The sequence below is a fragment of the Pirellulales bacterium genome, from assembly GCA_035656635.1.
Lineage (GTDB): Bacteria > Planctomycetota > Planctomycetia > Pirellulales > JADZDJ01 > DATJYL01.
The window spans coordinates 20,458-42,676 of the sequence record DASRSD010000158.1; the positions used below are offsets into that span (position 1 = coordinate 20,458).

Annotated in this window: 17 protein-coding genes; 9 read left to right on the forward strand and 8 right to left on the reverse strand. The window is 55.6% G+C overall.

Annotation, left to right across the window (positions count from 1 at the left end; genetic code table 11):
• Positions 1-2 precede the first annotated feature (2 nt).
• The 3 genes from VFE46_15960 to VFE46_15970 all read left to right on the forward strand — a co-directional run bounded on the left by VFE46_15960 (position 3) and on the right by VFE46_15970 (position 2,068).
• Complete coding sequence (locus VFE46_15960) at positions 3-173, forward strand: hypothetical protein (GenBank protein ID HZZ29494.1); 171 nt, start codon at positions 3-5, stop codon at positions 171-173.
• A 13-nt stretch (positions 174-186) separates the two neighbouring features.
• Positions 187-972 carry a CPBP family intramembrane glutamic endopeptidase gene (locus tag VFE46_15965; GenBank protein ID HZZ29495.1) on the forward strand — a complete coding sequence of 262 codons (786 nt, stop codon included), beginning with the start codon at positions 187-189 and terminating at the stop codon, positions 970-972.
• A gap of 352 nt (positions 973-1,324) precedes the next feature.
• The gene (locus VFE46_15970; GenBank protein ID HZZ29496.1) at positions 1,325-2,068 is read left to right on the forward strand and encodes a hypothetical protein; all 744 of its coding nucleotides are present in this window, start codon (positions 1,325-1,327) and stop codon (positions 2,066-2,068) included.
• A gap of 117 nt (positions 2,069-2,185) precedes the next feature.
• Here VFE46_15970 and VFE46_15975 read toward each other — a convergent pair whose 3' ends face one another.
• Positions 2,186-2,761, reverse strand: coding sequence for a hypothetical protein (locus VFE46_15975; GenBank protein HZZ29497.1), 576 nt, complete (start codon positions 2,759-2,761; stop codon positions 2,186-2,188).
• A 567-nt stretch (positions 2,762-3,328) separates the two neighbouring features.
• On the opposite strand from VFE46_15975, the gene VFE46_15980 reads away from it, so the two are divergent.
• From VFE46_15980 to VFE46_15990, 3 genes are all read left to right on the forward strand, one after another.
• Positions 3,329-4,804 carry an aldehyde dehydrogenase family protein gene (locus tag VFE46_15980; GenBank protein HZZ29498.1) on the forward strand — a complete coding sequence of 492 codons (1,476 nt, stop codon included), beginning with the start codon at positions 3,329-3,331 and terminating at the stop codon, positions 4,802-4,804.
• A gap of 196 nt (positions 4,805-5,000) precedes the next feature.
• Positions 5,001-5,633 (forward strand): Uma2 family endonuclease, encoded by a 633-nt coding sequence (locus VFE46_15985; protein ID HZZ29499.1) that lies wholly within the window; start codon positions 5,001-5,003, stop codon positions 5,631-5,633.
• Positions 5,634-5,694: 61 nt separating this feature from the next.
• Positions 5,695-7,992 carry an FdhF/YdeP family oxidoreductase gene (locus VFE46_15990; protein ID HZZ29500.1) on the forward strand — a complete coding sequence of 766 codons (2,298 nt, stop codon included), beginning with the start codon at positions 5,695-5,697 and terminating at the stop codon, positions 7,990-7,992.
• A gap of 37 nt (positions 7,993-8,029) precedes the next feature.
• Here VFE46_15990 and VFE46_15995 read toward each other — a convergent pair whose 3' ends face one another.
• The 5 genes from VFE46_15995 to VFE46_16015 form a co-directional block, all read right to left on the reverse strand.
• Positions 8,030-9,721, reverse strand: coding sequence for a S8 family serine peptidase (locus VFE46_15995; GenBank protein ID HZZ29501.1), 1,692 nt, complete (start codon positions 9,719-9,721; stop codon positions 8,030-8,032).
• 161 nt (positions 9,722-9,882) lie between these two features.
• Positions 9,883-12,621, reverse strand: coding sequence for a DNA mismatch repair protein MutS (gene mutS, locus VFE46_16000; GenBank protein HZZ29502.1), 2,739 nt, complete (start codon positions 12,619-12,621; stop codon positions 9,883-9,885).
• A 71-nt stretch (positions 12,622-12,692) separates the two neighbouring features.
• Positions 12,693-13,694 carry a flagellar motor switch protein FliG gene (fliG, locus tag VFE46_16005; GenBank protein ID HZZ29503.1) on the reverse strand — a complete coding sequence of 334 codons (1,002 nt, stop codon included), beginning with the start codon at positions 13,692-13,694 and terminating at the stop codon, positions 12,693-12,695.
• Positions 13,695-14,077: 383 nt separating this feature from the next.
• Positions 14,078-14,569 (reverse strand): 6-pyruvoyl tetrahydropterin synthase family protein, encoded by a 492-nt coding sequence (locus VFE46_16010; protein HZZ29504.1) that lies wholly within the window; start codon positions 14,567-14,569, stop codon positions 14,078-14,080.
• Positions 14,570-14,578: 9 nt separating this feature from the next.
• Entirely contained in the window at positions 14,579-15,490 is a 912-nt protein-coding gene (locus tag VFE46_16015) for an alpha/beta fold hydrolase (protein ID HZZ29505.1), read from the reverse strand.
• Positions 15,491-15,711: 221 nt separating this feature from the next.
• On the opposite strand from VFE46_16015, the gene ppk1 reads away from it, so the two are divergent.
• Positions 15,712-17,982 (forward strand): polyphosphate kinase 1, encoded by a 2,271-nt coding sequence (gene ppk1, locus VFE46_16020; protein HZZ29506.1) that lies wholly within the window; start codon positions 15,712-15,714, stop codon positions 17,980-17,982.
• 13 nt (positions 17,983-17,995) lie between these two features.
• Here ppk1 and VFE46_16025 read toward each other — a convergent pair whose 3' ends face one another.
• Positions 17,996-19,627, reverse strand: coding sequence for a hypothetical protein (locus tag VFE46_16025; protein ID HZZ29507.1), 1,632 nt, complete (start codon positions 19,625-19,627; stop codon positions 17,996-17,998).
• Positions 19,628-19,842: 215 nt separating this feature from the next.
• Here VFE46_16025 and VFE46_16030 point away from each other — a divergent pair, with 215 nt between their 5' ends.
• Positions 19,843-20,829, forward strand: a complete 987-nt coding sequence (locus VFE46_16030) for a DnaJ C-terminal domain-containing protein (GenBank protein ID HZZ29508.1) — start codon at positions 19,843-19,845, stop codon at positions 20,827-20,829.
• Between the two features lie 20 nt (positions 20,830-20,849).
• Complete coding sequence (rnpA, locus tag VFE46_16035; protein ID HZZ29509.1) at positions 20,850-21,281, forward strand: ribonuclease P protein component; 432 nt, start codon at positions 20,850-20,852, stop codon at positions 21,279-21,281.
• A 2-nt stretch (positions 21,282-21,283) separates the two neighbouring features.
• On the opposite strand, the gene VFE46_16040 is transcribed toward rnpA, so the two are convergent.
• Positions 21,284-22,120, reverse strand: a complete 837-nt coding sequence (locus VFE46_16040) for a segregation/condensation protein A (protein HZZ29510.1) — start codon at positions 22,118-22,120, stop codon at positions 21,284-21,286.
• Between the last annotated feature and the right edge of the window lie 99 nt (positions 22,121-22,219).

Below are 22,219 nucleotides of genomic sequence, written 5' to 3' on the forward strand. Positions count from 1 at the left end.
AAATGGCAAGCAGGTTTGTTGCCGCGCTGACGTTGGTGATTGGAATTGTGGCACTCGTCCTCGGATTTTTAGATGGCAACTCACTGGAAGCGGTAAAGTTCGGCATCGCCGGTTCGATTTTGATGGCCGGAAGCACCATCGCCTTGGCAATGATCGAAAGGCCAAGAGCATAATCCGCCGGCCGAGATGACAAACTCCGGAACCGCTTGGCGATGCTTGAATTGGACAGCGTTGATATTTGCGCTGGTTTATCCGGCGCTGCTCACGTGGGTCTACTTCACTCTCTTGGCCAGCGCAACGGAGGCAGTCCAGCGGGACGCGTATGGAATCGGCAAAGCAATTCAATTCGGCCTGCCGCTGGTGTGGGTTGGCTGGGTTTGCCGGCTGCCGCTGCGCTGGCCGAAATTTACTACCCGCGGTCTGGCGGCAGGCATTATTTTTGGATTGGTGTTCGGCGGCGCGGCGGTGGCGATTTATTTCGAGTGGTTCAAATCTGCAGGGTATTTCCACGATGCCGCCGGAAAGATGAGCCGCCGGTTGGCCGAAATGGGAGTACAAAAGCTGGCCATTTATGCGGCCGTGGGGTTGTTTTATTCGCTGATTCACTCGCTGCTGGAAGAATATTACTGGCGGTGGTTTGTGTTTGGGCAACTGCGGCAATGGCTTTCGTCACGTAGCCCAGTTTCTCCGAAACTGGGGACCGAGTCTCGGAGAGACTCGGCAACGTGGACGGCCATCGCCATTTCCAGCCTCGCTTTTATGGCGCATCACGTGATTGTGCTGGGCACGTATTTTGGTTGGGTCAGTCCTTGGACGTATTTGTTTTCGATCGCCACGGCCATTGGGGGTGCCTTTTGGGCCTGGCTCTATCAGCGCAGCGGCTCAATTTACGGCCCTTGGATCAGCCACTTGCTGCTGGATGCTGCCATCTTTGGCGTGGGTTATGACTTGATGCGCACGGCGACGGGCTAAAGTCATTCGCGGGTGCCGGCTCAAGCAGCGAGCGAAGGCAACATGCGATGTTGCCAACCAGCCACCGGGTTTCGCAAGTGCATCGCGCAATCAGCATGGACGCCCGCTTTCGTCCCTAATTTACCACCTGCGCTGCCCGGCGGTGTATGACGCGGACCCGCCAATGCGGCAAAAAATCATCATAATAATCCATTCGCCGCCGACACCGCTGCAACCCATATTTGCCTGGCGAGAGCGCCGTGCTGCGATGATCACCCGTCGATACTCTTGGCGATCTCAATTTCAGCGTTCTTGTCGAAGCGATGCATTTAGCACGCTTCTTTGCTTCATTACTATTCACGGGAACATACGCATGTGCTTGAAAAACCGATTTTATCTGGCGGTTGCGGTCAGCGCGTTGTGCTGTTCGTCGGCATGGTTGATCGCGGCCGGAACAGCAAAGGCAGAAGATCAAAACACACCGGCACTGCAAAGCAATCAGCCAGACAACCAACCGACCGAACAAGCGAGCGACCCATCAAGCGCCGCGCCCGTTCAATCCACCGAACCGCAGCCGATTCAACTTTCCGGAAAAGGACGACAGGCCTCGGAAAAGTTCCAGCTGCAGCCGGGTCTGTGCGTGATTGAGCTCAATCACGACGGCGATTCGAACGTCATCGTAAAGCTGCTCGACAGCAACGGCAAGGAACTCGACACCGTGTTCAACCAAATCGGCAGGTTCAACGGCCAGCGCGCCATTAACGTGCCCAAAGGCGGCACTTGCTTGTTGGATGTGCAAGCCGATGGCAATTGGTCGGCCAACATCCGTCAGCCGCGTACCACCGAAGGCCAAGGCACCCCTTGCACGCTGGAAGGCCGCGGGTACAAGGCCACGCCGTTCTTCAAGCTCGACAAGGGTTTGGCCGAGTTCAAATTGAAGCACCAGGGCGAGGAACGCTTCAAGGTTGTGCTGCTGGACCAGAACGGCCGCCCGATCGAATATTTGATCAACACGATTGGCCCGTTCGATGGTTCCAAGCCGGTTTCGATTGAAGAGCCGGGCTTGTACTTCTTGAACGTCAGCGCCGATGGCAATTGGACGGTCGACGTGCAATAGTTCGTAAAGCACGGAGCAAAATCGTTACGTAGAAAAACAGCAAGCCCGGGGACGGAAATCCCCGGGCTTGTTTTATTGGTCACGGATTCATTGCGAAACCACGCCAAGCGAACGAAATTACTTCAAAATCTTGGCGGTGTCTGCGACGATTTTTTCATCCATCTCGTCACTCAATTCGCCAGGCGCAATGGCGCGGTTGGCCACGACGGTGCCCTTCACATAAATCAACACGGTAGTTTCCACCTGCGGATTGATTTTATAGGCTTCCGGGCCATTGGGTTGCTCGGCAGGCACAACAAAGGCCACATTCTCAACCTTGGTGTCGTTCACGATTTCTTTGCTGGACTTCGCCAACTCGTCGGGCTTATCGCCCAATAAGCTCACGAACGACGCCATGTTGTGCTCGTCTTTGTTTTGGGCCACGACGGCATCTAAGCGCTTTACCAAGCGGGCCAGCGCGCGATCGGGCTTGCGGGAAAAAACCATCACCACGGGACGGTTTCCCATTTTGCAGCGGTAACAAAGCTGCTGGCCAACAGGCACGCCATCGTCAGGAGCGCCGGCGACTTTGGTCACTTGGTAAGAATCGAGCGTTTCGCCAGGTTGCGGACCACTGCGGAGTGCTTCAGCACGGGTGGCTGATGCCATCATCAGCACTGCCAGCGACAAACCCCATGTTGCAACTCGGTTCATCTTTTCAAACTCCTATCGGGACACAAAAAACGCCAGAAGCTAACGCTTCTAGCAATCAAGCACGGAAGCCAGCTTTCCGCCGGGCGAGGCTTCCGTGGAAACATTTAATTCAATTGTGGCAGGGAGGCCAACTTGTGGGTAGGACCAGACCATGGCTGGCAAGCAGCGCTGGCTGGTAAGGCAGGCTGTTTCATTTCGCCAATTTGGCGAACATCTGTCTGCCTTGATGGTATGACAATCGTTAACTTAGATCAAGGATACGACGTTTCGCCCCACTCGCAACTAGGGTGCAGCCGTAGGGCTTGTACCAAAATAAGCGGGGTCCAAGGGCCTCACAATGCGAAATTTGCAGTTTTATTGAAGTCGCCCGGCGGCTGCTCCAGGCTGCTGTTGCCCGCTCCCTGAGAGTTAACATTCTTGCATATCGAACGGCCACTTCGGTAGAATTTGTGTGGTGGGAAGAGCGATTGCATTCTGCAGTTTACTTTCCCCTACTTTTGACTGTACGCTGCCAACTTACGCTCGCACAGCCTTCCGCATATTACATCACACATCGGAGGTGGATTTATGGCGACTGCCGTTGAACCCAAAACACGCAAACCGCAAATTCGAGAAACGCAATGCTTGATTGGCGGCAAATGGCAGCCAGCCAAAAGCGGCAAGACGTTTGAAACGATCAACCCGGCGACCGAAGAAGTGATTGCCAAAGTGGCCGAAGGGGATGCCGCCGATATTGACCTGGCCGTGAAAGCCGCCCGCAATGCGTTTGAAAGCGGACCGTGGCACAAAATGGATGCGCGTGACCGCGGGAAGTTGATGAATCGCCTGGCCGATTTAATCGAAGAGGAAATCGACGAACTGGCTGCGCTGGAAACGCTTGACAATGGCAAACCCATTCGCGACAGCCGGGCAGCCGATTTGCCGCTGACCATTGATTGCCTCCGCTATTACGCCGGCTGGGCCGACAAGCTCCACGGCCAAACCATTCCGGTGCGCGGCAATTATTTCACCTACACTCGTCGCGAACCGGTGGGCGTGGTCGGCCAAATTATCCCTTGGAATTTCCCAATGCTGATGGTGGCCTGGAAATGGGGTCCCGCCTTGGCTGCCGGCAACACCATTGTGATGAAGCCCGCCGAGCAAACTCCGCTCACTTGCCTGAGGATGGCTAAATTAGCGCAGGAAGCCGGCTTCCCAGATGGCGTGATTAACGTCGTTCCCGGTTATGGTCCAACCGCGGGGGGCGCACTGGTGAAGCATCCCGACGTCGACAAGGTGGCCTTCACCGGCTCGACGGAAGTCGGACAAATCATCATGCGTGACGCCGCCGGCACATTGAAACGAATTAGTTTGGAGCTGGGTGGCAAAAGCCCGAACATTGTGTTTGCCGACAGCGATTTGGATGCCGCTGCCGCCGGCGCTCATCTCGGGTTGTATTTCAACCAGGGCCAATGCTGCTGTGCCGGCAGCCGGTTGTTTGTGGAAGATAAAATCCACGACAAGTTTGTCGAAAAAATTACGGCCATGAACGGCAAGCGCAAGCTGGGCGATCCGCTCGATCCGACGACCGAGCAAGGACCGCAAGTCAACAAAGAGCAGTTCGACAAAATTTTGGGTTACATTGAGTCGGGCAAAAAAGAAGGCGCCAAGTGCGTCACCGGGGGGGAGCGATTCGGCAACAAGGGTTACTTTATTGAGCCGACGCTGTTCACGGGCGTGACCGACAAGATGAAAATTGCCGAAGAGGAAATTTTTGGCCCAGTCATGTCAATTTTGCGGTTCAAAGATGTCGACGAAATTGTCCAGCGTGCCAACAAAACCAATTACGGTTTGGCGGCCGCCGTGTGGACCCGCGACGTGGCCAAAGCCCACTTGCTGGCGAAGAAGCTCAAAGCCGGCACGGTGTGGATTAACTGCTACGACGTGTTCGACGCCGCCGCCCCGTTCGGCGGCTTCAAGCAAAGCGGCATTGGTCGCGAATTGGGCGAACGCGGTTTAGACGCCTATACCGAATGGAAAACGGTGACTGTGAGCTTGGATTAAGACGACCGAACTTTTTAATTCAGCACTTAAAAATGTGGCTTAGCGCCCACAGGATAATTTATCCTGTGGGCGTTTTGAGTTGGTTCGATATATAATTGGCGAAGGAATCGAACGGCGGGCGTTTTCTTGCTTTGCCTAAAATAGCTATATTTTTATCATCGAGAGTGACATACCGTTGTCATACCCGTCGGTAATCATGAGTATCCAGCCAAGTATCACTGCCATTCCGTCAACCCCGGGCTCGATACCTGTCGTTAGTGGTGCAGCAGTATTGCGCCGGTTTACGGTCGACGAATATCATCGGATGATAGAAACTAGTATCTTGGACGAGAACGATAAAGTGGAACTGCTTGATGGCTGGATTGTCCAAATGCCTCCTGTCGGCCCATCTCATTTTGCATGCATTCAAAGAATCGCTCGAGTACTCAGTTCGCTACTACCGAAAACCTGGCATGTTCGCCCGCAAGGACCGCTTACTTTGTCCGCCAGCGAACCCGAGCCTGACGTGACAATCGCCAAGGGGGATATTCGCGATTGGACGGACAGGCACCCTGGTGGCAGTGATGTTGCGCTGGTGATTGAAGTTGCCGATACTTCGTTGGCCCGAGATCGAAATGCTAAGCAGCAGCTTTACGCTGGCGCGGGAATTGCCGAATACTGGATTGTAAACTTGGCTGATCGTCAACTTGAAATACACCGCGAACCTCAGACAACGGCCACAGGGCCAGAATACCGACGTCGCGAAATCATTGCGGCTTCGGAAAGCGTTCGTCTTGTGATTGAAGAACAAGAGGTTGGCGAAATAAAAGTTGCCGAACTGTTGCCATAGCGCGAGATTCTTGGTACGGAGATTTTCTGGTATGCGCTGAGTTGCTTTCTCCATTTAAAACATGCGTAAACCAAAATCTGGGGGTGGCTGGCAGGCGGTGTGGTACACGCTCCGCAAGGCGCGGGAAGCCGGTGGCCTGTGGCGATTCTGGAAAGCCATGCGCAGCAAGAACGCGTGCAAAACCTGTGCGCTGGGCATGGGCGGCCAGGCCGGCGGCATGGTGAACGAGGCGGGACACTTTCCCGAGGTCTGCAAAAAATCGCTGCAAGCCATGGCGGCCGACATGCAGGGGGCCATCCGTAGCGAATTTTTTTCCACGTATTCGCTGGCCCAGTTGCAGCATTTCTCGCCGCGAGAACTGGAAGCCTGTGGCCGATTGACGCAACCGCTGCTGCTGGTGTGCGGCGAAAATTATTATCAGCCCATTTCCTGGGACGCGGCCCTGGAAAAGATCGCCGCGAAGCTACGTGCGACGACCGCCGACAACACGTTTTGGTACGTTAGTGGCCGCAGCTCCAACGAAGCCGGCTTTCTCCTGCAACTTTTCGCGCGGCTGTACGGCACGAACAACGTCAACAATTGCAGTTATTACTGCCACCAGGCCAGTGGCGTGGGTCTGGGCAGCGTGCTCGGCAGCGGGGCAGGCACCGTGCAACTGGAAGATATTGAACAGGCCGATTTGTTTTTCTTAATCGGCGGTAATCCGGCCAGCAACCATCCGCGGTTGATGACGTTGCTGAAAAACCTGCGCCGCCGCGGCGGGAAAATTATTGTCATCAATCCAGTGAAGGAAACCGGCCTGATCAATTTCCGAGTGCCCAGCGACGTGCGCAGCATGTTGTTCGGCACGGAAATCGCCAATTGGTACGTGCAACCGCACATCGGCGGCGATTTGGCGCTATTCACCGGCATCGCGAAACGAATTGTCGAATTGGGCGCGCGAGATGAACAATTCCTTAGCGACCATTGCCAAGGCTGGCCGGCGCTCGACGAGAAATTGCGCACCACATCGTGGGATGAAATTGAACAAAAATCGGGCGTTTCGCCGGCGGAGATTGACGATATCGCCCGTCGTTATGCCGCTGCTCAGCATGTCATTTTCGCCTGGACCATGGGCATCACACATCACACCCACGGCGTGCAAAACGTGCAGGCCATTGCCAATGTTGCACTATTGCGTGGCATGGTCGGCAAAGCGGGTGCGGGCTTGTTGCCGATCCGCGGCCACTCCAACGTGCAAGGCATGGGCACGGTCGGCGTCACGCCGCAACTGAAGGAAGCGGTTTTCCAAAGGTTGCAGTCGCACTTCGGTGTGAAGCTGCCGACAGCATTGGGCATGGACACGATGACTTGCATGGAAGCGGCGGCTGCAGGCAAACTGAAATTCGGTCTTTGCCTGGGCGGGAATTTGTATGGCTCCAATCCTGATGCTGCGTTCGCGGCCGCCGCACTGGGCAAGCTCGATTTGCTCGTCTATCTCAGCACAACACTCAACACAGGCCACGCGCATGGGCTCGCCCAAGAAACCATTATTCTACCGGTTCTAGCTCGCGATGAAGAGCCACAGCCGACCACGCAAGAGTCGATGTTCAGTTACGTGCGGCTGAGCGATGGCGGCCCGCAAAGACACGAGGGCCCCCGCAGCGAAATTGAAATCATCGCCGATTTAGGGCACCGCGTATTAGAAAACAGCACACCCATCGATTGGCGCGAAATGAGGCAGACCAAAGAAATTCGAGCGGCGATTGGACGGATTGTGCCGGGGCTAGCGCCGCTGGCGGAAATCGATCGCACTCGGCAGGAATTCCAAATTGCCGGGCGCACATTTCACCAGCCGCGGTTTGCAACCGCCAGCGGCAAAGCACAATTGTTCGTTCACGATCTGCCGGAGTTGGCGGGAACAAATTCAGTCAAGCAATTGCGGCTGATGACCGTGCGCAGCGAGGGGCAATTTAACACCGTGGTCTATGAAGATTACGACATCTACCGCGGCATCGACCGCCGTGATGTTGTTCTGGTGCATCCCGATGACATCGCTCGCCTGGGCTTGCAAGCCAACCAGCGCGTTACCGTCCGCAGCCAAATCGGGCAAATGCCTGGCATGTTGGTCTCGCCGTTTCCGGACATTCGGCCGGGCAACGCATTGATGTATTATCCCGAGGCCAACGTGCTGGTTCCGCGCACGGTCGATCCGCAATCCAAAACCCCGGCTTTCAAAAACGTATTGGTCACGCTGGAGCCGCTGGATGTGAGCCGGCAGACGAATGACCGAACCACCGCGCTTACTACCGCCGCAAACAGAAACGGCGAGACTGCCACCGATTTGCCAAATAGTCGCAAATCGATGCGCGCGTGTTAGTGTGGGGCCGAAAATTCTTACTCAGCCAAGCAGTGACCTAACGCCGCTTGAATTTGCGAAAGCCGACGAGTACCGCGCCACAAACGGCCAAGAATATTGCCGACGGTTCCGGCACCGCTGCAATGCTCCAGGCCAGGCCATATTGTTCGATCGGCGGCGCGCCAGCGATGGCAACATCGTTGACCTGGATGCTTACCGTGCCTGATTGCGGTAGGAGAAATTCCAGTAGTTGCTCGTTGTCGGTGGTGCTGATGGAATCGGCCACGAGGCTGCCGTTGACCAACACGCTTAAATTCAAGTCGCTCAGTATTTGGGGGGTGAAAATATCTGCGGAATCGGCAATGTTGTTGTGGTTACTGTCGGTCCAAGTGATGTGGCGAAGCCAGTCGAGCGTGACATTGATTTGGCTGCCAGCCGCTTGCGGCGCGTTCAAGGTGTAGGTAGTGGTGGCTGTGCTGGAAATGTTATTCAGATCCCAGCCAATGGGATTCACTGTTCCGGCCCCCTGCTGGCCGGCGGTGTATTGCTGAAAAAGTTTGGCGCCGTCGACCTGCCCGGCGCCGGAATCAACATCCAACGGAGCTGTCACCTGCAGCACGCCACCCACCATGCTGCTAGCGCGCGGTTGCCAAGGAGCGCCCGGACTGAGGTTCGGCGGGCCGCTGGTCGATGGGAGCACCTTCCCCAACACTTGATCGGCACTATTCATCATCGTGGCTTTAATGACCAAGGGGCTGGTGCTTAGTCCGTGGCTTTCGCCGTAGCCAATTTCCTGAGCCATCATGCCGGCCACCAGTGCCGAGGAAACACTGGTGCCGTTGATACCGCTGCTCCAATAAGTTGCCGGATTGCCGGGCGTAAATTCGTTGCTGGCCAGCGTGGTATTCGTGCCCGGGGCAACTAAATCGGGCTTGTCGCGGCTGCCAATTCCGGTGGGACTGTTGATTGGGCCTGACGCACTGGTGCTAAACACCTGGTTGTAATTCAACACCGTGCTGGCAGTGATGGGGCCTGCATTGGGATCTCCTACCGGCACTCCAGTGCGGCCGACGGTGACCACGTTGTACGCGCTGCCAGGACTGCGAACGGGTGCGGGTGGAAATTCTTGAAGGAGAACTTCATTGTTGGAATCGCGTGTTGCAGTGATATTGCCGGCCGCAACGGCAATGTTCACGCCTTGTTGGGCGGCCCAATCGAGAATTAAATCGATTCGGTCGGTACCGTTGGTATTGACCCCTGCTCCCCAGTTCAGCGACAGGTTAAGCACATTCGCCCCCTGTGAAACTGCATAACCGACGCCGTTCATCACCACGTCGTCCGTGCCAAACATATCGTTGACATCCAGCACCCGGGCATTGATGTACTGCGCATCGGGAGCCAGCCCAGTATGCGTAGGGTCGTTGCTCAAAATGGCGCTGGCCATCAGCGTGCCGTGCCCTTCTACAGAATTATCGGTGGCCGATGTGTCACCATCGCCGACGAAGTTAGCGGCGGCCAGCAAACGAGGGTGGCCCAACGAGGTGTTCCCGGCGAGCACGGGATGAGTGGACGCCACGCCGCTGTCGACAATCCCGACAATCACGCCAGTGCCGCTGCCGAATTCTTGGCGTGAAATGTCGCCGTGAATGGCCAACACATCGGCGTCGTCCGCATCGCTTGGCGATGGGCTGAGCAAAACTGCTGCCAGCAATGCCATGCCTGCCAGCAGCACAATATGAACCACCTTCATTGCGTTCTCCGTTCCACACTTGGCCCTGGCGCCTTGTGCCAAAGGCCCCGATTGCTCCTTTTAGCATCTTACCAAGCGATTCAAAGCAATGCCCGCTTTTGGCAAAAAAGGAGACCCTAGGGGCAAAAAAGCCCCGAACTGACGAAAGCAAGCGCCGCCGGTTAGCGCGGCCGCGTCTGAGGCGTGCCTGGAAGTTCGCCCAGCAATTCGCTCTGCCACTCGTGCAACTTTTGCAGTGCCGCCATTGGGGTAAGCGAGTCCAAGTCTAAGCAGCGGACTTTTTCCACCAGCGGATGTACTTCTGCAGCAAACAGGGTCAACTGCAAATCGCCTGCGCGTGTTTTTTTCCCCCGCACGCCAATTTTCGGCCGCCCTTCGCTATCCAAATGCTCCTGCTCTAGCTGCGCGAGAATTTGTTTGGCCCGATGGTTCACTTCTGCTGGCACGCCGGCCAGTCGGGCCACGTGAATGCCATAACTTTTGTCAGCCGCTCCTTCCAATATTTTGTGTAAAAACACGACCTGCTCGTCCCATTCGCGGACCGCCACGTTCAGATTGCGGACGCTCGACAACGTTTTGGCCAAATCGGTCAACTCGTGGTAATGCGTGGCGAAGAGCGTGCGGCAGCCGCTGTGATCGTGCAAATACTCGACCACCGCCCAGGCCAGCGACACGCCGTCGTAAGTGCTGGTGCCGCGCCCAATTTCATCTAAGATCACCAAGCTCCGCGGGGTAGCGGTGTTCAAAATGCGGGCGGTCTCGGTCATTTCCACCATAAAGGTACTTTGGCCGCGGCTCAACTCGTCGCTGGCGCCGACTCGGGCGAAAATGTGATCGGCCAATCCCATCGTCGCTTCGCGCGCCGGCACGAAGCTGCCGATTTGAGCCATGAGTGTCATCGATGCGACCTGGCGAATGTACGTGCTTTTGCCGGCCATGTTGGGGCCGGTGATGAGCAAAATCAGCCCTTCGTCGGGCGAGGCCACGGTATCGTTGGGCACGAAAGAACCGTCGGGCAACAGGCCGTCCAGCACCGGATGCCGACCATCGCGAATGGCCAGCACCGGCTCATCCACCAGCGTCGGCCGGCAGTAATTGCGGGAGCGTGCCAAATCTGCCAGGCCGACCAGCACATCCAATTGCGCCAAGGCTGCGGCAGTGGCTTGCAGCCGACGCACTTGGCCGGCGACAAACTCACGCAGTTCCATAAACAGATCGTATTCAAGGTGCTTGGCGCGTTCATCGGCGGTTAGAACTTTTTCCTCGTACTCTTTGAGTTCCGGCGTGATGTAGCGCTCCGCATTTTTCACGGTTTGCTTGCGGATGTAGTTTTCAGGAATTTTGTATCCATGGCTGTGGGTGACTTCGATGTAGTAGCCAAAAACCTTATTGAAGCCGACCTTCAAATTGGCGATTCCGGTTCGCACTGCCTCTTCCGCCTGATAACGCGCAATCCATTGCTTGCCGCCGGTGGCCAATTCGCGCAGGCCGTCCAATTCAGCATGGTAGCCGGGTCGAATAATGCCCCCCTCGCGGCTTTGCAATGGACAATTTTCCACCATCGCCGTTTCCAAGCGCTCGCGAATTTCAGGGTACAGATCTATCTGGATGTCCAGATGCGACAGCAGCTCACTGCGCCGACCGGTAATTTTAGCTTTCAGCGCCGGCAAGGCCGCCAGAGTTTGACTCACGTGACTCAAATCGCGCGGACTGGCTCGACCGGTGATGATTCGTGCCAGCAGCCGTTGAACATCGTAAATGCCGCGCAGCTTTTCGCGCAGATCGCCGGTCAAGCGAGCATCGGCCACCAACTCCGCAATCGCATCCAGCCGCTGGTTAATGGGTGCGATTTCTGCCAGCGGATTGGCGACCCATTCGGCCATTAAACGCGAGCCCATTGACGTGACTGTCCGATCGAGCACCGCCAACAGCGTTCCCTCACGACGGCCATCACGGAGCGTATGCGTGATTTCCAAACTGCGGCGTGTCGATTGATCGATTTCTAAAGTACTTCCGGCGTGATAGCGCAGCAGGCGATCCAAATGCGAAAGCGACGCTTTTTGCGTTTCGCGCAGGTAATCCAAAATCGCGCCTGCTGCCCGAATGGCGAGTACATCGGTTCCCGCATCGAAACCAAAGCCTTCCAGAGTAGCGGTGCCGAAATGGGAGGTCAGCAATTCGATCGCAGTCGGCAGCGAAAATGCCCAGACGGGGCGCCGCGTAAACAATGTCTTTTCCTGGAGTTGGCCGTTCGAAATTACCGGCGATGCGTGGCCAGCGGCCAGCGGTAAGTGGCCGGTGGATTGGCCATTTTGATTGCCGACCTGTCCAACTTGCGGAATGCCTGCCAGCGGAACGGGCAAATCTTCTTCAATCAAACACTCTGCTGGAGCGATGCAGGCCAATTGATCTGCCCATCTGCTTTGCGGAACGGTGGCCGCTTGAAAGCGTCCGGTCGAAAGCTCAACCCAGGCCAAACCGATGTTTCCTTCAGCCTGTTCTCTGGGCGACGTGACAAGCGCCGCCAAATAATTATTTTCCCGTGGATCGAGCAGCGCCTCGTCGGTCAACGTGCCGGGGGTTACGACCCGAGTTACTTCGCGCTTCACCAGTCCTTTGGCTTGCCGGGGGTCTTCTGTTTGCTCACAAATGGCGACGCGCAGGCCCAGCGACACCAGCTTCGCCAAATAGCTTTCCAACTGATGGTGCGGAAAGCCAGCCATGGGGACGGCGTTTTCGCTTTTGTCACGACTGGTCAGCGCCAAACCCAACAGGCGCGCGGCCGTGCGGGCGTCGTCAAAAAACAGCTCGTAAAAATCCCCCATGCGAAATAAAAGCAGCGCATCAGGGCATGCCGCCTTGGCATCCTGATACTGGCGCATCATGGGGGTTTCGACCATGACGCCGATGTTAGCAAAGGGAAGCAGAGTTAGGGAGTGGGGCGCTGCCCCCGTCGTCAAGGATGCACTTCTTACGAAATAAACTGCTCTTCTTCTTCGCCGGCGCCGCGGGTGATTTCGCCACTGTCCTCCAGCCGGCGAACCAAATCGACCACCTGCTGCTGCATTTGCTCCACCGAGCTGCGCTTGACCGGCCCCAAGTATTCCATTTCCTCCTTGAGCGTTTCGGAAGCGCGGGCCGACATGTTTTTCATAATCTTCTGCACTAATTCCTCGCTGGCTCCCTTCAGCGCCATGGCCCATTGCGAGGTTTCCACATTCTTGAGCACGGTCTGAATATCTTTGTCGGAGAATTTTGTCAGATCTTCAAATACGAACATCAATCGCCGGATTTCTTCCACCAGGTCAGGATCATCCTGTGCCAGGTGCTCCAACAACGATCGTTCGGTGGCGCGATCGATGACGTTCAAAATTTCGGCCACGCTGCCGACGCCGCCGGCGTTTTCGAACTGCTGGCTCATGACGCTGGCCATGCGGTTTTCCAAGCCCTTTTCCACTTCGTGAATGATTTCCGGGTTCGTTTGTCCCATGGTGGCAATGCGGCGAATAACGGCCAACTGCCGCTCACTGGGCAGGCCAGCAATGATCCCGGCCCCTTGGGCCGGCGGCAGGTTGGAAACGATCAGGGCAATCGTTTGCGGATGCTCGTCGACGATGAACGTTAGCAAGTTTTGGCTGTCGACTTTTTGTAGGAACCCGAAGGGAACCGCCTCAATTTGCTGCCGAACGTTGTCGAGCGTATCGGTGGCATTTTTGCCCATCGCTTTTTCGACCAAGATTTTGGCCACTTCCAAACCGCCGGAACTGACCGCCAGCGCGCCGGGGGTGGCGTCGGCGAATTCGTTAATGATGGCTTCCTGTTCGTCGCCAGCCGTGGTGCCCATTTTGGCAATCTCAACCGAGACAGCTTCCACTTGCTTGGGTTCAAGCTTAGCCAGGATTTTGACCGCGTCCTCTTCGGGAAGGCTGGTCAACATGACAGCGGCTTTGCGAATGCTGGAAGTAGCGGCCACGGAACACTCTCACTTTCGCAACCAGTTGGAGATAATACTTGCCGCTGCGTGGGGCTCGCGCCGGACGGCAATCCGCAAGGCAATTATGCTGGCCGCTAGCTTGCGCTGACTGGCGCTAGCGGCAGCTTTTTGCGTTGGGAGGTCATGCGCACTATCGATGGCTTTTACAACTCGCATAAGCGGCTTGCCTTATTAGAATTCTAGCCTGAAATCTCGATCGGAATTCGATAGGGTCGGTGGCCATTATCGACCCGTGCTGGTGGAAAACTTTAACGATTATAAGAAGTGTATGCTGTCGCAGCACTGCTGGCATGGATGGCTACAGGCATCCCGTTGAGCTCGGGCTCGCCCAGTGTGGATGAGCAAACTGCTTGGCCTGCTGCCTATCGATTGGACAGTTCGCACACGCCGATTTGGCCGTAGCATTCGTCAACTTCCACGCGCAGTCGATCGGCCTGGAACGAATAGCGCTGCTGCAATTCATCAAGCAGTCGCCGGCCAATGTATTCGGCCAATCGTTCAGCCGTAGTGTTGGCGAGCGGTAGCAACACACAATCGCCCCGTGGAAAAACCCAGCGGCGATTTTGGAACACCGCTTCCACACTGCTCTCGTTGGCGATGACGCGGATTTGCGCATGCTCGGTGGGCAAAAGAACGTAATGATCGAGCGCTTTGACAATTTCCTGCAACGTGTCGCGCAGCGCAATGAAATCGATCACCCACTGCTCTTTGCCCAGCGGCCCAAACACTTCCGCCGCCACACGGTAGTTGTGGCCATGCAGCCGTTCGCAAAGATTTTCGCCGAGCGTAATGAAGTGTGCGGCGCTAAACACCAGGAAATCTTTAGAAACACGAACGTGAAATTGTTCAGCCATGACTATTCGTTAACTTAAAGTGGCGCTCAGGCTGGGCACTGTCTTGCCCAACGGATGGCGCGAAATAAATTCTTGCAGGGAGGCAATCACTTCCTGTGGATCATCTTCGACCAACCAATGCCCGGCCTCTGGCAGCCGTCGCACTTCGGCTTGTGGAATTAATTCCAAAAACCGCCGTAAATACCAATCATGAAAGCACCAATCTTGCATCCCCCACAGCAGCAACCAGGGGCGATCGGCCAGTGTGTGCAAGGTTTGTTCCATATGCCGCAGTGTTTCGTAACTGGGATGCCCTGGATTACGTGGAATATCTTTGACGAAGCGATCGACCGCCACACGGTTACGCCATGAATTATACGGAGCCAGGTAACCGGCCCGGACCTGCGCCGACATGTTCTCTCGCTTTTCTAATGCCATCCGCAACGCTGCTTGCAAAAATGCATTTCCGCCCCGAACGGCCAGCGTGCCTAACAAGGGCATGCGCGCTAAACGGATCCGCCAGGGAATATATGGCGAATGAAATGCGGCGGTGTTCATCATCACAATTCGAGCAAATCGATTGGGCGATTGCAGCGCGGCCCCAGCGCCGATTGCTCCGCCCCAATCGTGCGCCACTAGCGTCACGTTTTTCAAATCGAGCGATTCCACCAGCCGACTGAGATTTTCGATATGCTTCGCCAATCGGTATTCATACCGCTGCGGTTTGTCGCTCAGCCCGCAACCCATGTGGTCTGGCACAATCAGCCGGTAGCGATTGCGCAATGCGACGACCAAGGCACGCCAATAAAACGACCAGGTCGGGTTGCCGTGCACCAAGAGCAGCGGCTCTCCTTGCCCTTCGTCGAGGTAATGATACCGCCTTCCGTCGAGCATTAATTCGTGCGACGCAAACGGATACAGCGCTTGCCAATCGGAATTCATGGGTTGTGTTTCGCTTAAATTTGCGCGATTTTGTGCGGTAAATCAGCGGTTTCGCGTTGGTCCTGGGTGAATGCTAACCTTTTCATAATACGGCAATAGCGCGGCCTGCATAGCGGGGCTTTTCCTGCGTATCTTGCGGTTCGTAAGATATGTGGAGGCGGCCAATGGGTCATCCGCTCGCTGAATTCGCTTAGTCGTATGCTTGCCCATCGAGGATTTTCATGCACGATCAAAACTTTCCTCCCGATTTATTCATTAACCGCGAGCTAAGCTGGCTGGATTTCAACGCCCGCGTGCTCGAGGAAGCGGAAGATACGCAAACGCCGCTGTTGGAGCGGGTAAAATTCTTGGCGATCTTCAGCTCCAACTTGGATGAATTCTTTATGGTCCGGGTGGCGGGTTTGCGTGAACAAGCGTTCGGCGACGGCGCCCCGCAAGATTACAGCCCCGACGGTCTGCGAGCCATTGCCCAGTTACAGCGCATCACCAAGCGGACTCAGGAATTGGTGGCCGCGCAATATCGCTGTTGGAATGAAGCAGTGCGGCCGGCGCTGAATCGGGAAGGCATTCGCTTGCTCACGCCGGCGGAATTGAACGAAGAACATCAGCCAGCACTCGATCGGTTTTTCCGAGAAAGGGCCTTGCCTATTCTTACGCCTATGGCAATCGACCCAGCCCACCCTAGCCCGCGCTATCACAATCGCGGACTGTATTTGGCTGCCATGCTAGAGCGTCGACGCGGTCTGGGTCCAAAGCAATTGTTCGCGGTAGTGCAAGTGCCGCAAGTGCTGCCCCGATTGGTGCCCCTGGGCGTGGGCGACGATGCCCAATTCATTTTGCTGGAAGATTTGGTATCCACACGGCTGCCGGAATTGTTCGGCGGCTTCGACGTTCACTCTTGGACCACATTCCGCATCACGCGCGACAGTGATATTGATTTGCTGGAACAAGAATCGGATGACATGCTGCGGTTAATTGAAGATCGCTTGAAAACGCGGCAGCGCGGCGAGGCCGTGCGGCTGGAACTTTCCGCCGGCGGAAGCGAAGAACTCAGCCGCATGATTATCGACGATGAAGCCATTCGCGATAACACGCCCGAGGGCTACAGCGAAGTTTATCGCATTCCCGGGCCGCTGGACCTTTCGGCCATGATGGAATGGGTGAAGCTTTCGGACCGGGAACAGTTACGTGATCCGCCCTTCTCGCCGCAAATGCCGCGCGGCCTGCGGCGGCGTGACGATTTGTTTGCTACCATCGCCCGGCGCGATATTTTAATTCATCATCCGTACGATTCATTCGACGCCGTCGTCGATTTTGTCACCAAGGCAGCCAACGATCCCAAGGTGCTGGCGATCAAACAAACGCTGTATCGCACCAGCGGCGATTCTCCTATCACTCGCGCATTAATCCAAGCGGCCGATAATGGCAAGCACGTAACGGCGCTTGTCGAATTAAAAGCCCGGTTCGACGAAGCCAACAACGTTTCCTGGGCCCGACAACTAGAACGAGCCGGCGTGCACGTGGTGTTCGGCTTTTTAGATTGGAAAACGCACTGCAAGTTGTCGCTGATCGTTCGGCAAGAAGGAAACTCGCTCAAGCGCTATGTGCACCTGGGCACCGGCAATTACAACCAGATTACGGCTCTGGTATATACCGACCTGGGGCTGTTTACCGCTGACGAAGATATTGCCACGGATGCTTCGGCGCTATTCAACTTGCTCACGGGTTACTCGCAGGGACACCAATGGCGCAAGCTCGTTGTCGCCCCGACGGATTTGCATCGGCGTACTTTACAACTCATCGAAGAGCAAATTCAACTCGCCCATGAAGGCAAACCTTCACGCATCTTTGCGAAAATCAACGCGATTGTCGATCATCGCGTGATCGAATCGCTGTATCGGGCGAGCCAGGCGGGCGTGCCAATTGACATTGTGGACCGCGGCATTTGCTGCTTGCGGCCAGGCGTGCCTGGCATTTCAGATACCATTCGGGTCCGGAGCATTGTCGATCGGTTTTTAGAGCACAGCCGAATTTATGTGTTCGGACCCGATGCGGACGCCAAAGTGTTTTTGTCCAGCGCCGATTGGATGCCGCGCAATTTTTATCGCCGCGTAGAAGTGATGTTCCCGATTGAACAAGAAGATTTGCGCGACCGAATTCTGCACGAAATTGTGCCGGCCTATTTAATGGACAACGTGAAAGCCCGCATATTGCAATCCGATGGCACTTACCTCCACAAGCCGCTTTGCGAGGGAGAAACGCCTTATCGCGTGCAGGAACGGTTGTTCGGCTTGCCTCCCGGAACAACGACTGCCGCCAACGACATTCGTTTGGCGACTACAATTAGCAGTAACGGCAGCGCAGCGGATGTATCGCTTGTTGAAAACCATCCGATTTCCGAAATTCACGCTGTCGAAGGAAACGGCCAATCCGGGACCGGCTCATCCCACCCAGAACATGCTGAATTGCGAACCGACTCCGGTTCGAATTGACGGTGCCCCTGATTCAATCCTCAGTGGCTTTCCTCAGCATTGCACGCCAATACTCTTGGGCTTGCTGCACGCAGTGAATCGCGTCTTGGGCAGTTGCCGAGTCGTCGGCTTTCAACGCCTCGACAATTTCTGCTGATCGTTTGTTCGTCCAATCAAGAAAAAACTGTACGCTTGCGCGGCTAATGTGCGGATGATAACCAATTTCGACATAGTAAGGCGCCGTGGTGGCGTAGCGATAGGTTTGGGAATTATCGGTAATAGCCCGCACTAAAAACCAACCACTGGCATTAAATTTCAGCGGCGGCAGCTTTCCCCCGGAAGAGCGAAAATCATCTAAATTGGCTTCGATTTCGCTACGGCCGTTTTTGATCACCTCCAGGTAACGAATCTTCTCCCGTGTAGAAAGCGTCAGGGCAATCAGCAACTCGACGGTTTTCCCATCATCTGCTTTGAAGACGTAACCCGGGAGCTGCCCCTCGACGTTTGGCCGAATGAGCGGACCGTTGGTGATGATGGCTCGTCCGGCGTGCAGTGCGTTCCACCATTGATCCCACGCGAGAGCGCTTTCTTTAGCGTCACCGCCCTGTTTCGTTGAAGCGGAGGATTCTGAGCCGCTTTCATTAACAGCAGACGGCACATTCACATATACACGGTTGTAACCCACCGGATTATTGTTGAATCCCGATCCGCTTCCGGCAGTCGGCGGAATACGCAAACCGCAATTCAGCAAGTGGTAATAAATTTCCTGCGACCAACGGCCATTGCCGTACGGTTTGGGAAAGGCCGACAGATCGCGCGGCCAGCCGCCGGCCTCGTTGTCGACGACTCCGTCACGCTGCATGTGACGATTGGCCAATTGGATGGAATCGATTTGGCCGGCCGCAATCCAAATGGGCAAATCTCGCGCAAAAAATGCCCCCGCATCAACCCAAACTTTCTGTTCCCCACGGGCTTTTTTCACTACCGGAAGCCAAGGCAAGCTGCCTAAAACGTTGGCCACGGCTTTGGATTGACCCGCAGCAGCGGCATCAATCAGCTCCAGCGGTTTCTCAAGTCGGAACAGCCGCAGCGTAGTTCCCGGTGCTGTTAATTCACCGCCGAGGAGGCTATAGAAAAACGAACCGTCAAATTGCTTTACGGCCCTTTGATGGACCGCTGCCTTTTGCGGGCTCTCGATGCCTACCGGATTTTTCGTAGGCGGCTCTTTTTTGTTGGACCACGTAATCAGTGGCACGACATGCACATCGTCAGCCCGCATAACCAGTTCCAAATCTTTGGCGGGCCGATCGACATCCAAATCGCCGCTGTACCATCCCTCCTGGGCCATGTCGACGAAGCGTCGCATTTCCACGGTTTTCGTGTCGTCGGCGAAATTCTCGATTTCGAAATGACCGTTTTGATCCAAGTACTCCGGGCCGCGTTCGATCAAAAACTCATAGCCGCCATTCGGCAGCCGCAAAACGAGCTTATCGTAGAACACAAAATGATCGCCCAGCGTGGGTACCCCGGGTGGCTTTACCGGCTTGCCTTGTGCGTTTTTCAAGTGCATTCGAACGGCCAATGGTTGGCCAGTGTCACGGTCTACCACATGGATTTCTAACTGCCCGTTGGCGCGCAGCTGGGCCGCAGTGAAAACAGAAAGCACGAAAACAATAGCGCCGAAGCAGAATTTCATAAGCTCGCGTGGCGTAAAGTCGTTATTCTCAAGCGTAGCACGGCCCACGTTCGAAATCGCTTATCTTGATGTAAACCACGTATACAACCTAGAATAGTTTGTGGACGAGAATGGCATTTTGCATTGTCGTTTAACCCGCGAATTTCGACAATTTTGCGGTAACCTTTGAAGATTGCAACTACCGCATGGCTGACGACTATTACGAAACGTTGGGAGTTGCCAAAAACGCCTCGCAGGCCGACATCCAAAAGGCGTACCGCACGTTGGCGCGCAAGTATCATCCCGATTTAAATCCCAACGATAAAACCGCCAAGGAAAAATTTCAAAAAGTGCAAGCCGCGTTCGATGTTCTGAACGACACCAGCAAACGCGAGCTGTACGATCGATACGGCAGCGCGTTTGAACAGACTGGGACGGGCGCCGGCGCGGGACCTCATGCCCGGCAAGCATGGCAGGCGCAGCAAAGGCCGGGTGGATTTGAAGAAATCGATTTGGGAGATTTATTCGGCCAAGGCTTCGGCGGAAGCGGCGGGAGTGGTGGCAGTCCGTTCGCTGATTTGTTGGGCGGCTTTCGCCGTGGAGCGCAAGCTGGCGGAAAAGGACGCCGCGGCAAGCCCATCGAGCAGCCCGGGCCCGATGTCGAAAGCGAAATCGAAATTCCCTTTCAAACGGCCATTCAAGGGGGCAAAGTAGAAGTGGGTGTACAACGCTCCGCAGGAAAAACGGACCGGATCGAAGTCAAAATCCCGGCGGGAATTCGCGACGGGGCAAAAATTCGCTTGCGAGGTCAAGGCGGCGCGGGTGAAGGCAATGCGCTGGCAGGCGATTTGTTGCTGACCGTTCACGTGGCCACACATGCCTATTTTCAACGTCGCGGAAACGATTTAATTGTCCGCGTGCCGATTACCTTGACCGAAGCAGTGGCCGGAGCAAAAGTCGATGTTCCTACGCCCAACGGCGCCATCTCGCTGCGAATTCCCCCGCGCACCAGCGGCGGCGCCCGGCTCCGCGTGCGCGGCCATGGCGTGAAGCTGAAAAACGGCACGACGGGCGATTTATATGCCGAAGTTCAAATTGTGCTGCCGCCGGTCATCGACGATGCGACGGTGGAAATGATCCGTAAGCTCGATCAAGAGCATCCCACCAATCCGCGACACGAGCTGCGTTGGTAGTACAACCGCATTTTGCCCCGATGGTCGATCAATCGTTTCCCAAGTTGTTGCGATTGCGCTCGCGAACTGACTTTCGGCGAGTGTACGAGCGCCGCTGCGCAGTCGGCGACAGTCTCATCCGCCTGCTGGGGCGTTTAAACGACTTGCCGCATGCTCGGTTGGGGTTGTCGGTTTCCCGAGATTGCGGCAATGCCGTCGTCAGGAACCGTTGGAAGCGATTGCTCCGCGAGGCATTCCGGCTATCTCGCCAGAAATTACCTGACGGATTGGATTTTATCGTGATGCCGCGCGCTGCGGAGCCGCCGAATTTGGAATTGCTTTCCAAATCGCTGGTGCAACTGGCGTGGAGGTTGCAAAAACGGCTAAAGCAAGACGATTCGACCGCTCGACGAAATGCCCAAGCGGAAAAATCTCGCCCTCAGACGCGGGGGCGCAAAGACGTAGAAGAGTGACCTTATTCTTTCCGTTTGCGGCCTTTACGCCGTGGCTTAGCTGGTTGTTCCATTGGAGCGTTGTCGCCCGATGTGTCCTGCGCTGTGATGTTTTGGGAAGCGGCTAAATCCAAGGGTTTGTCCGCTGACTCCCCCGGCAAAATCCAAATCTCCTCGAACAGTTCTCCTTGTTCCAATCGCACGCCGTGGTGACGTACCAGTTCCAGCGTTGCCAAAAACAATCCTACCAAAGTCGATCGATTTGTGTGTGGGCTAAATAATTCCGACATCGCCAGTTTGCCGTGTTGCTTCAATTGCCCGTGAATGCGCTCCATGTAAACGTGAATGGGGGTGTCGTCGTAAACGATGTTCGACGGGCCCGACGCGGCTTGCTCGCGCAATATGCGGCCAAAGGCGCTGACTAAATCCCACAGCTCAACTTCGTGAATGGGTTCCTCTGCCGGATCGCGCTCGCGCTGCTGCGTGTCGCTGGTTAAGCGTGGAAAATGCTGCTGCCATTGTCGGCCGCGCTCCTCGAGCATGCTGGCGGCGTCTTTGAACTGCTTGTACTCCAGCAGGCGTCGAACCAAATCGCGCCGTGGGTCTTCCACGGGCTCCTCGATTTCCTCCGTCCGCGGCAAGACGCTTCGCGATTTGATTTCGATCAGCGTGCTGGCCAATTCGACGAAGTCGCCCACATCGTCCACATTAAGCTGTTGCAACACTTCCAAGTATTGCAAGAATTGATCCGTGATGGGCGCAATGGGAATATCGTTGATTTCGACTTCATGCTTGCGCACCAGGAACAAAAGCAAATCGAGCGGCCCGCGAAACTCATTAAGTTCGACCTGAAAATTCATGGATCAATTAGGGCACGTAAGGGGCAAGCGAGCGGGCAAAGGAACTCATTGACCACCGCGGAATGCAACCCTTATAATCCGCAATTCGATTCATTGATG

What these genes read in the sequence shown, in the direction of transcription:
- VFE46_15960 (HZZ29494.1), top strand. Translation starts at nt 3, where the DNA reads ATGGCAAGCAGGTTTGTTGCCGCGCTGACGTTGGTGATTGGAATTGTG.
- VFE46_15965 (HZZ29495.1), top strand. Translation starts at nt 187, where the DNA reads ATGACAAACTCCGGAACCGCTTGGCGATGCTTGAATTGGACAGCGTTG.
- VFE46_15970 (HZZ29496.1), top strand. Translation starts at nt 1,325, where the DNA reads ATGTGCTTGAAAAACCGATTTTATCTGGCGGTTGCGGTCAGCGCGTTG.
- VFE46_15975 (HZZ29497.1), bottom strand. Translation starts at nt 2,761, where the DNA reads ATGAACCGAGTTGCAACATGGGGTTTGTCGCTGGCAGTGCTGATGATG.
- VFE46_15980 (HZZ29498.1), top strand. Translation starts at nt 3,329, where the DNA reads ATGGCGACTGCCGTTGAACCCAAAACACGCAAACCGCAAATTCGAGAA.
- VFE46_15985 (HZZ29499.1), top strand. Translation starts at nt 5,001, where the DNA reads ATGAGTATCCAGCCAAGTATCACTGCCATTCCGTCAACCCCGGGCTCG.
- VFE46_15990 (HZZ29500.1), top strand. Translation starts at nt 5,695, where the DNA reads ATGCGTAAACCAAAATCTGGGGGTGGCTGGCAGGCGGTGTGGTACACG.
- VFE46_15995 (HZZ29501.1), bottom strand. Translation starts at nt 9,721, where the DNA reads ATGAAGGTGGTTCATATTGTGCTGCTGGCAGGCATGGCATTGCTGGCA.
- mutS (HZZ29502.1), bottom strand. Translation starts at nt 12,621, where the DNA reads ATGGTCGAAACCCCCATGATGCGCCAGTATCAGGATGCCAAGGCGGCA.
- VFE46_16010 (HZZ29504.1), bottom strand. Translation starts at nt 14,569, where the DNA reads ATGGCTGAACAATTTCACGTTCGTGTTTCTAAAGATTTCCTGGTGTTT.
- VFE46_16015 (HZZ29505.1), bottom strand. Translation starts at nt 15,490, where the DNA reads ATGAATTCCGATTGGCAAGCGCTGTATCCGTTTGCGTCGCACGAATTA.
- ppk1 (HZZ29506.1), top strand. Translation starts at nt 15,712, where the DNA reads ATGCACGATCAAAACTTTCCTCCCGATTTATTCATTAACCGCGAGCTA.
- VFE46_16030 (HZZ29508.1), top strand. Translation starts at nt 19,843, where the DNA reads ATGGCTGACGACTATTACGAAACGTTGGGAGTTGCCAAAAACGCCTCG.
- rnpA (HZZ29509.1), top strand. Translation starts at nt 20,850, where the DNA reads ATGGTCGATCAATCGTTTCCCAAGTTGTTGCGATTGCGCTCGCGAACT.
- VFE46_16040 (HZZ29510.1), bottom strand. Translation starts at nt 22,120, where the DNA reads ATGAATTTTCAGGTCGAACTTAATGAGTTTCGCGGGCCGCTCGATTTG.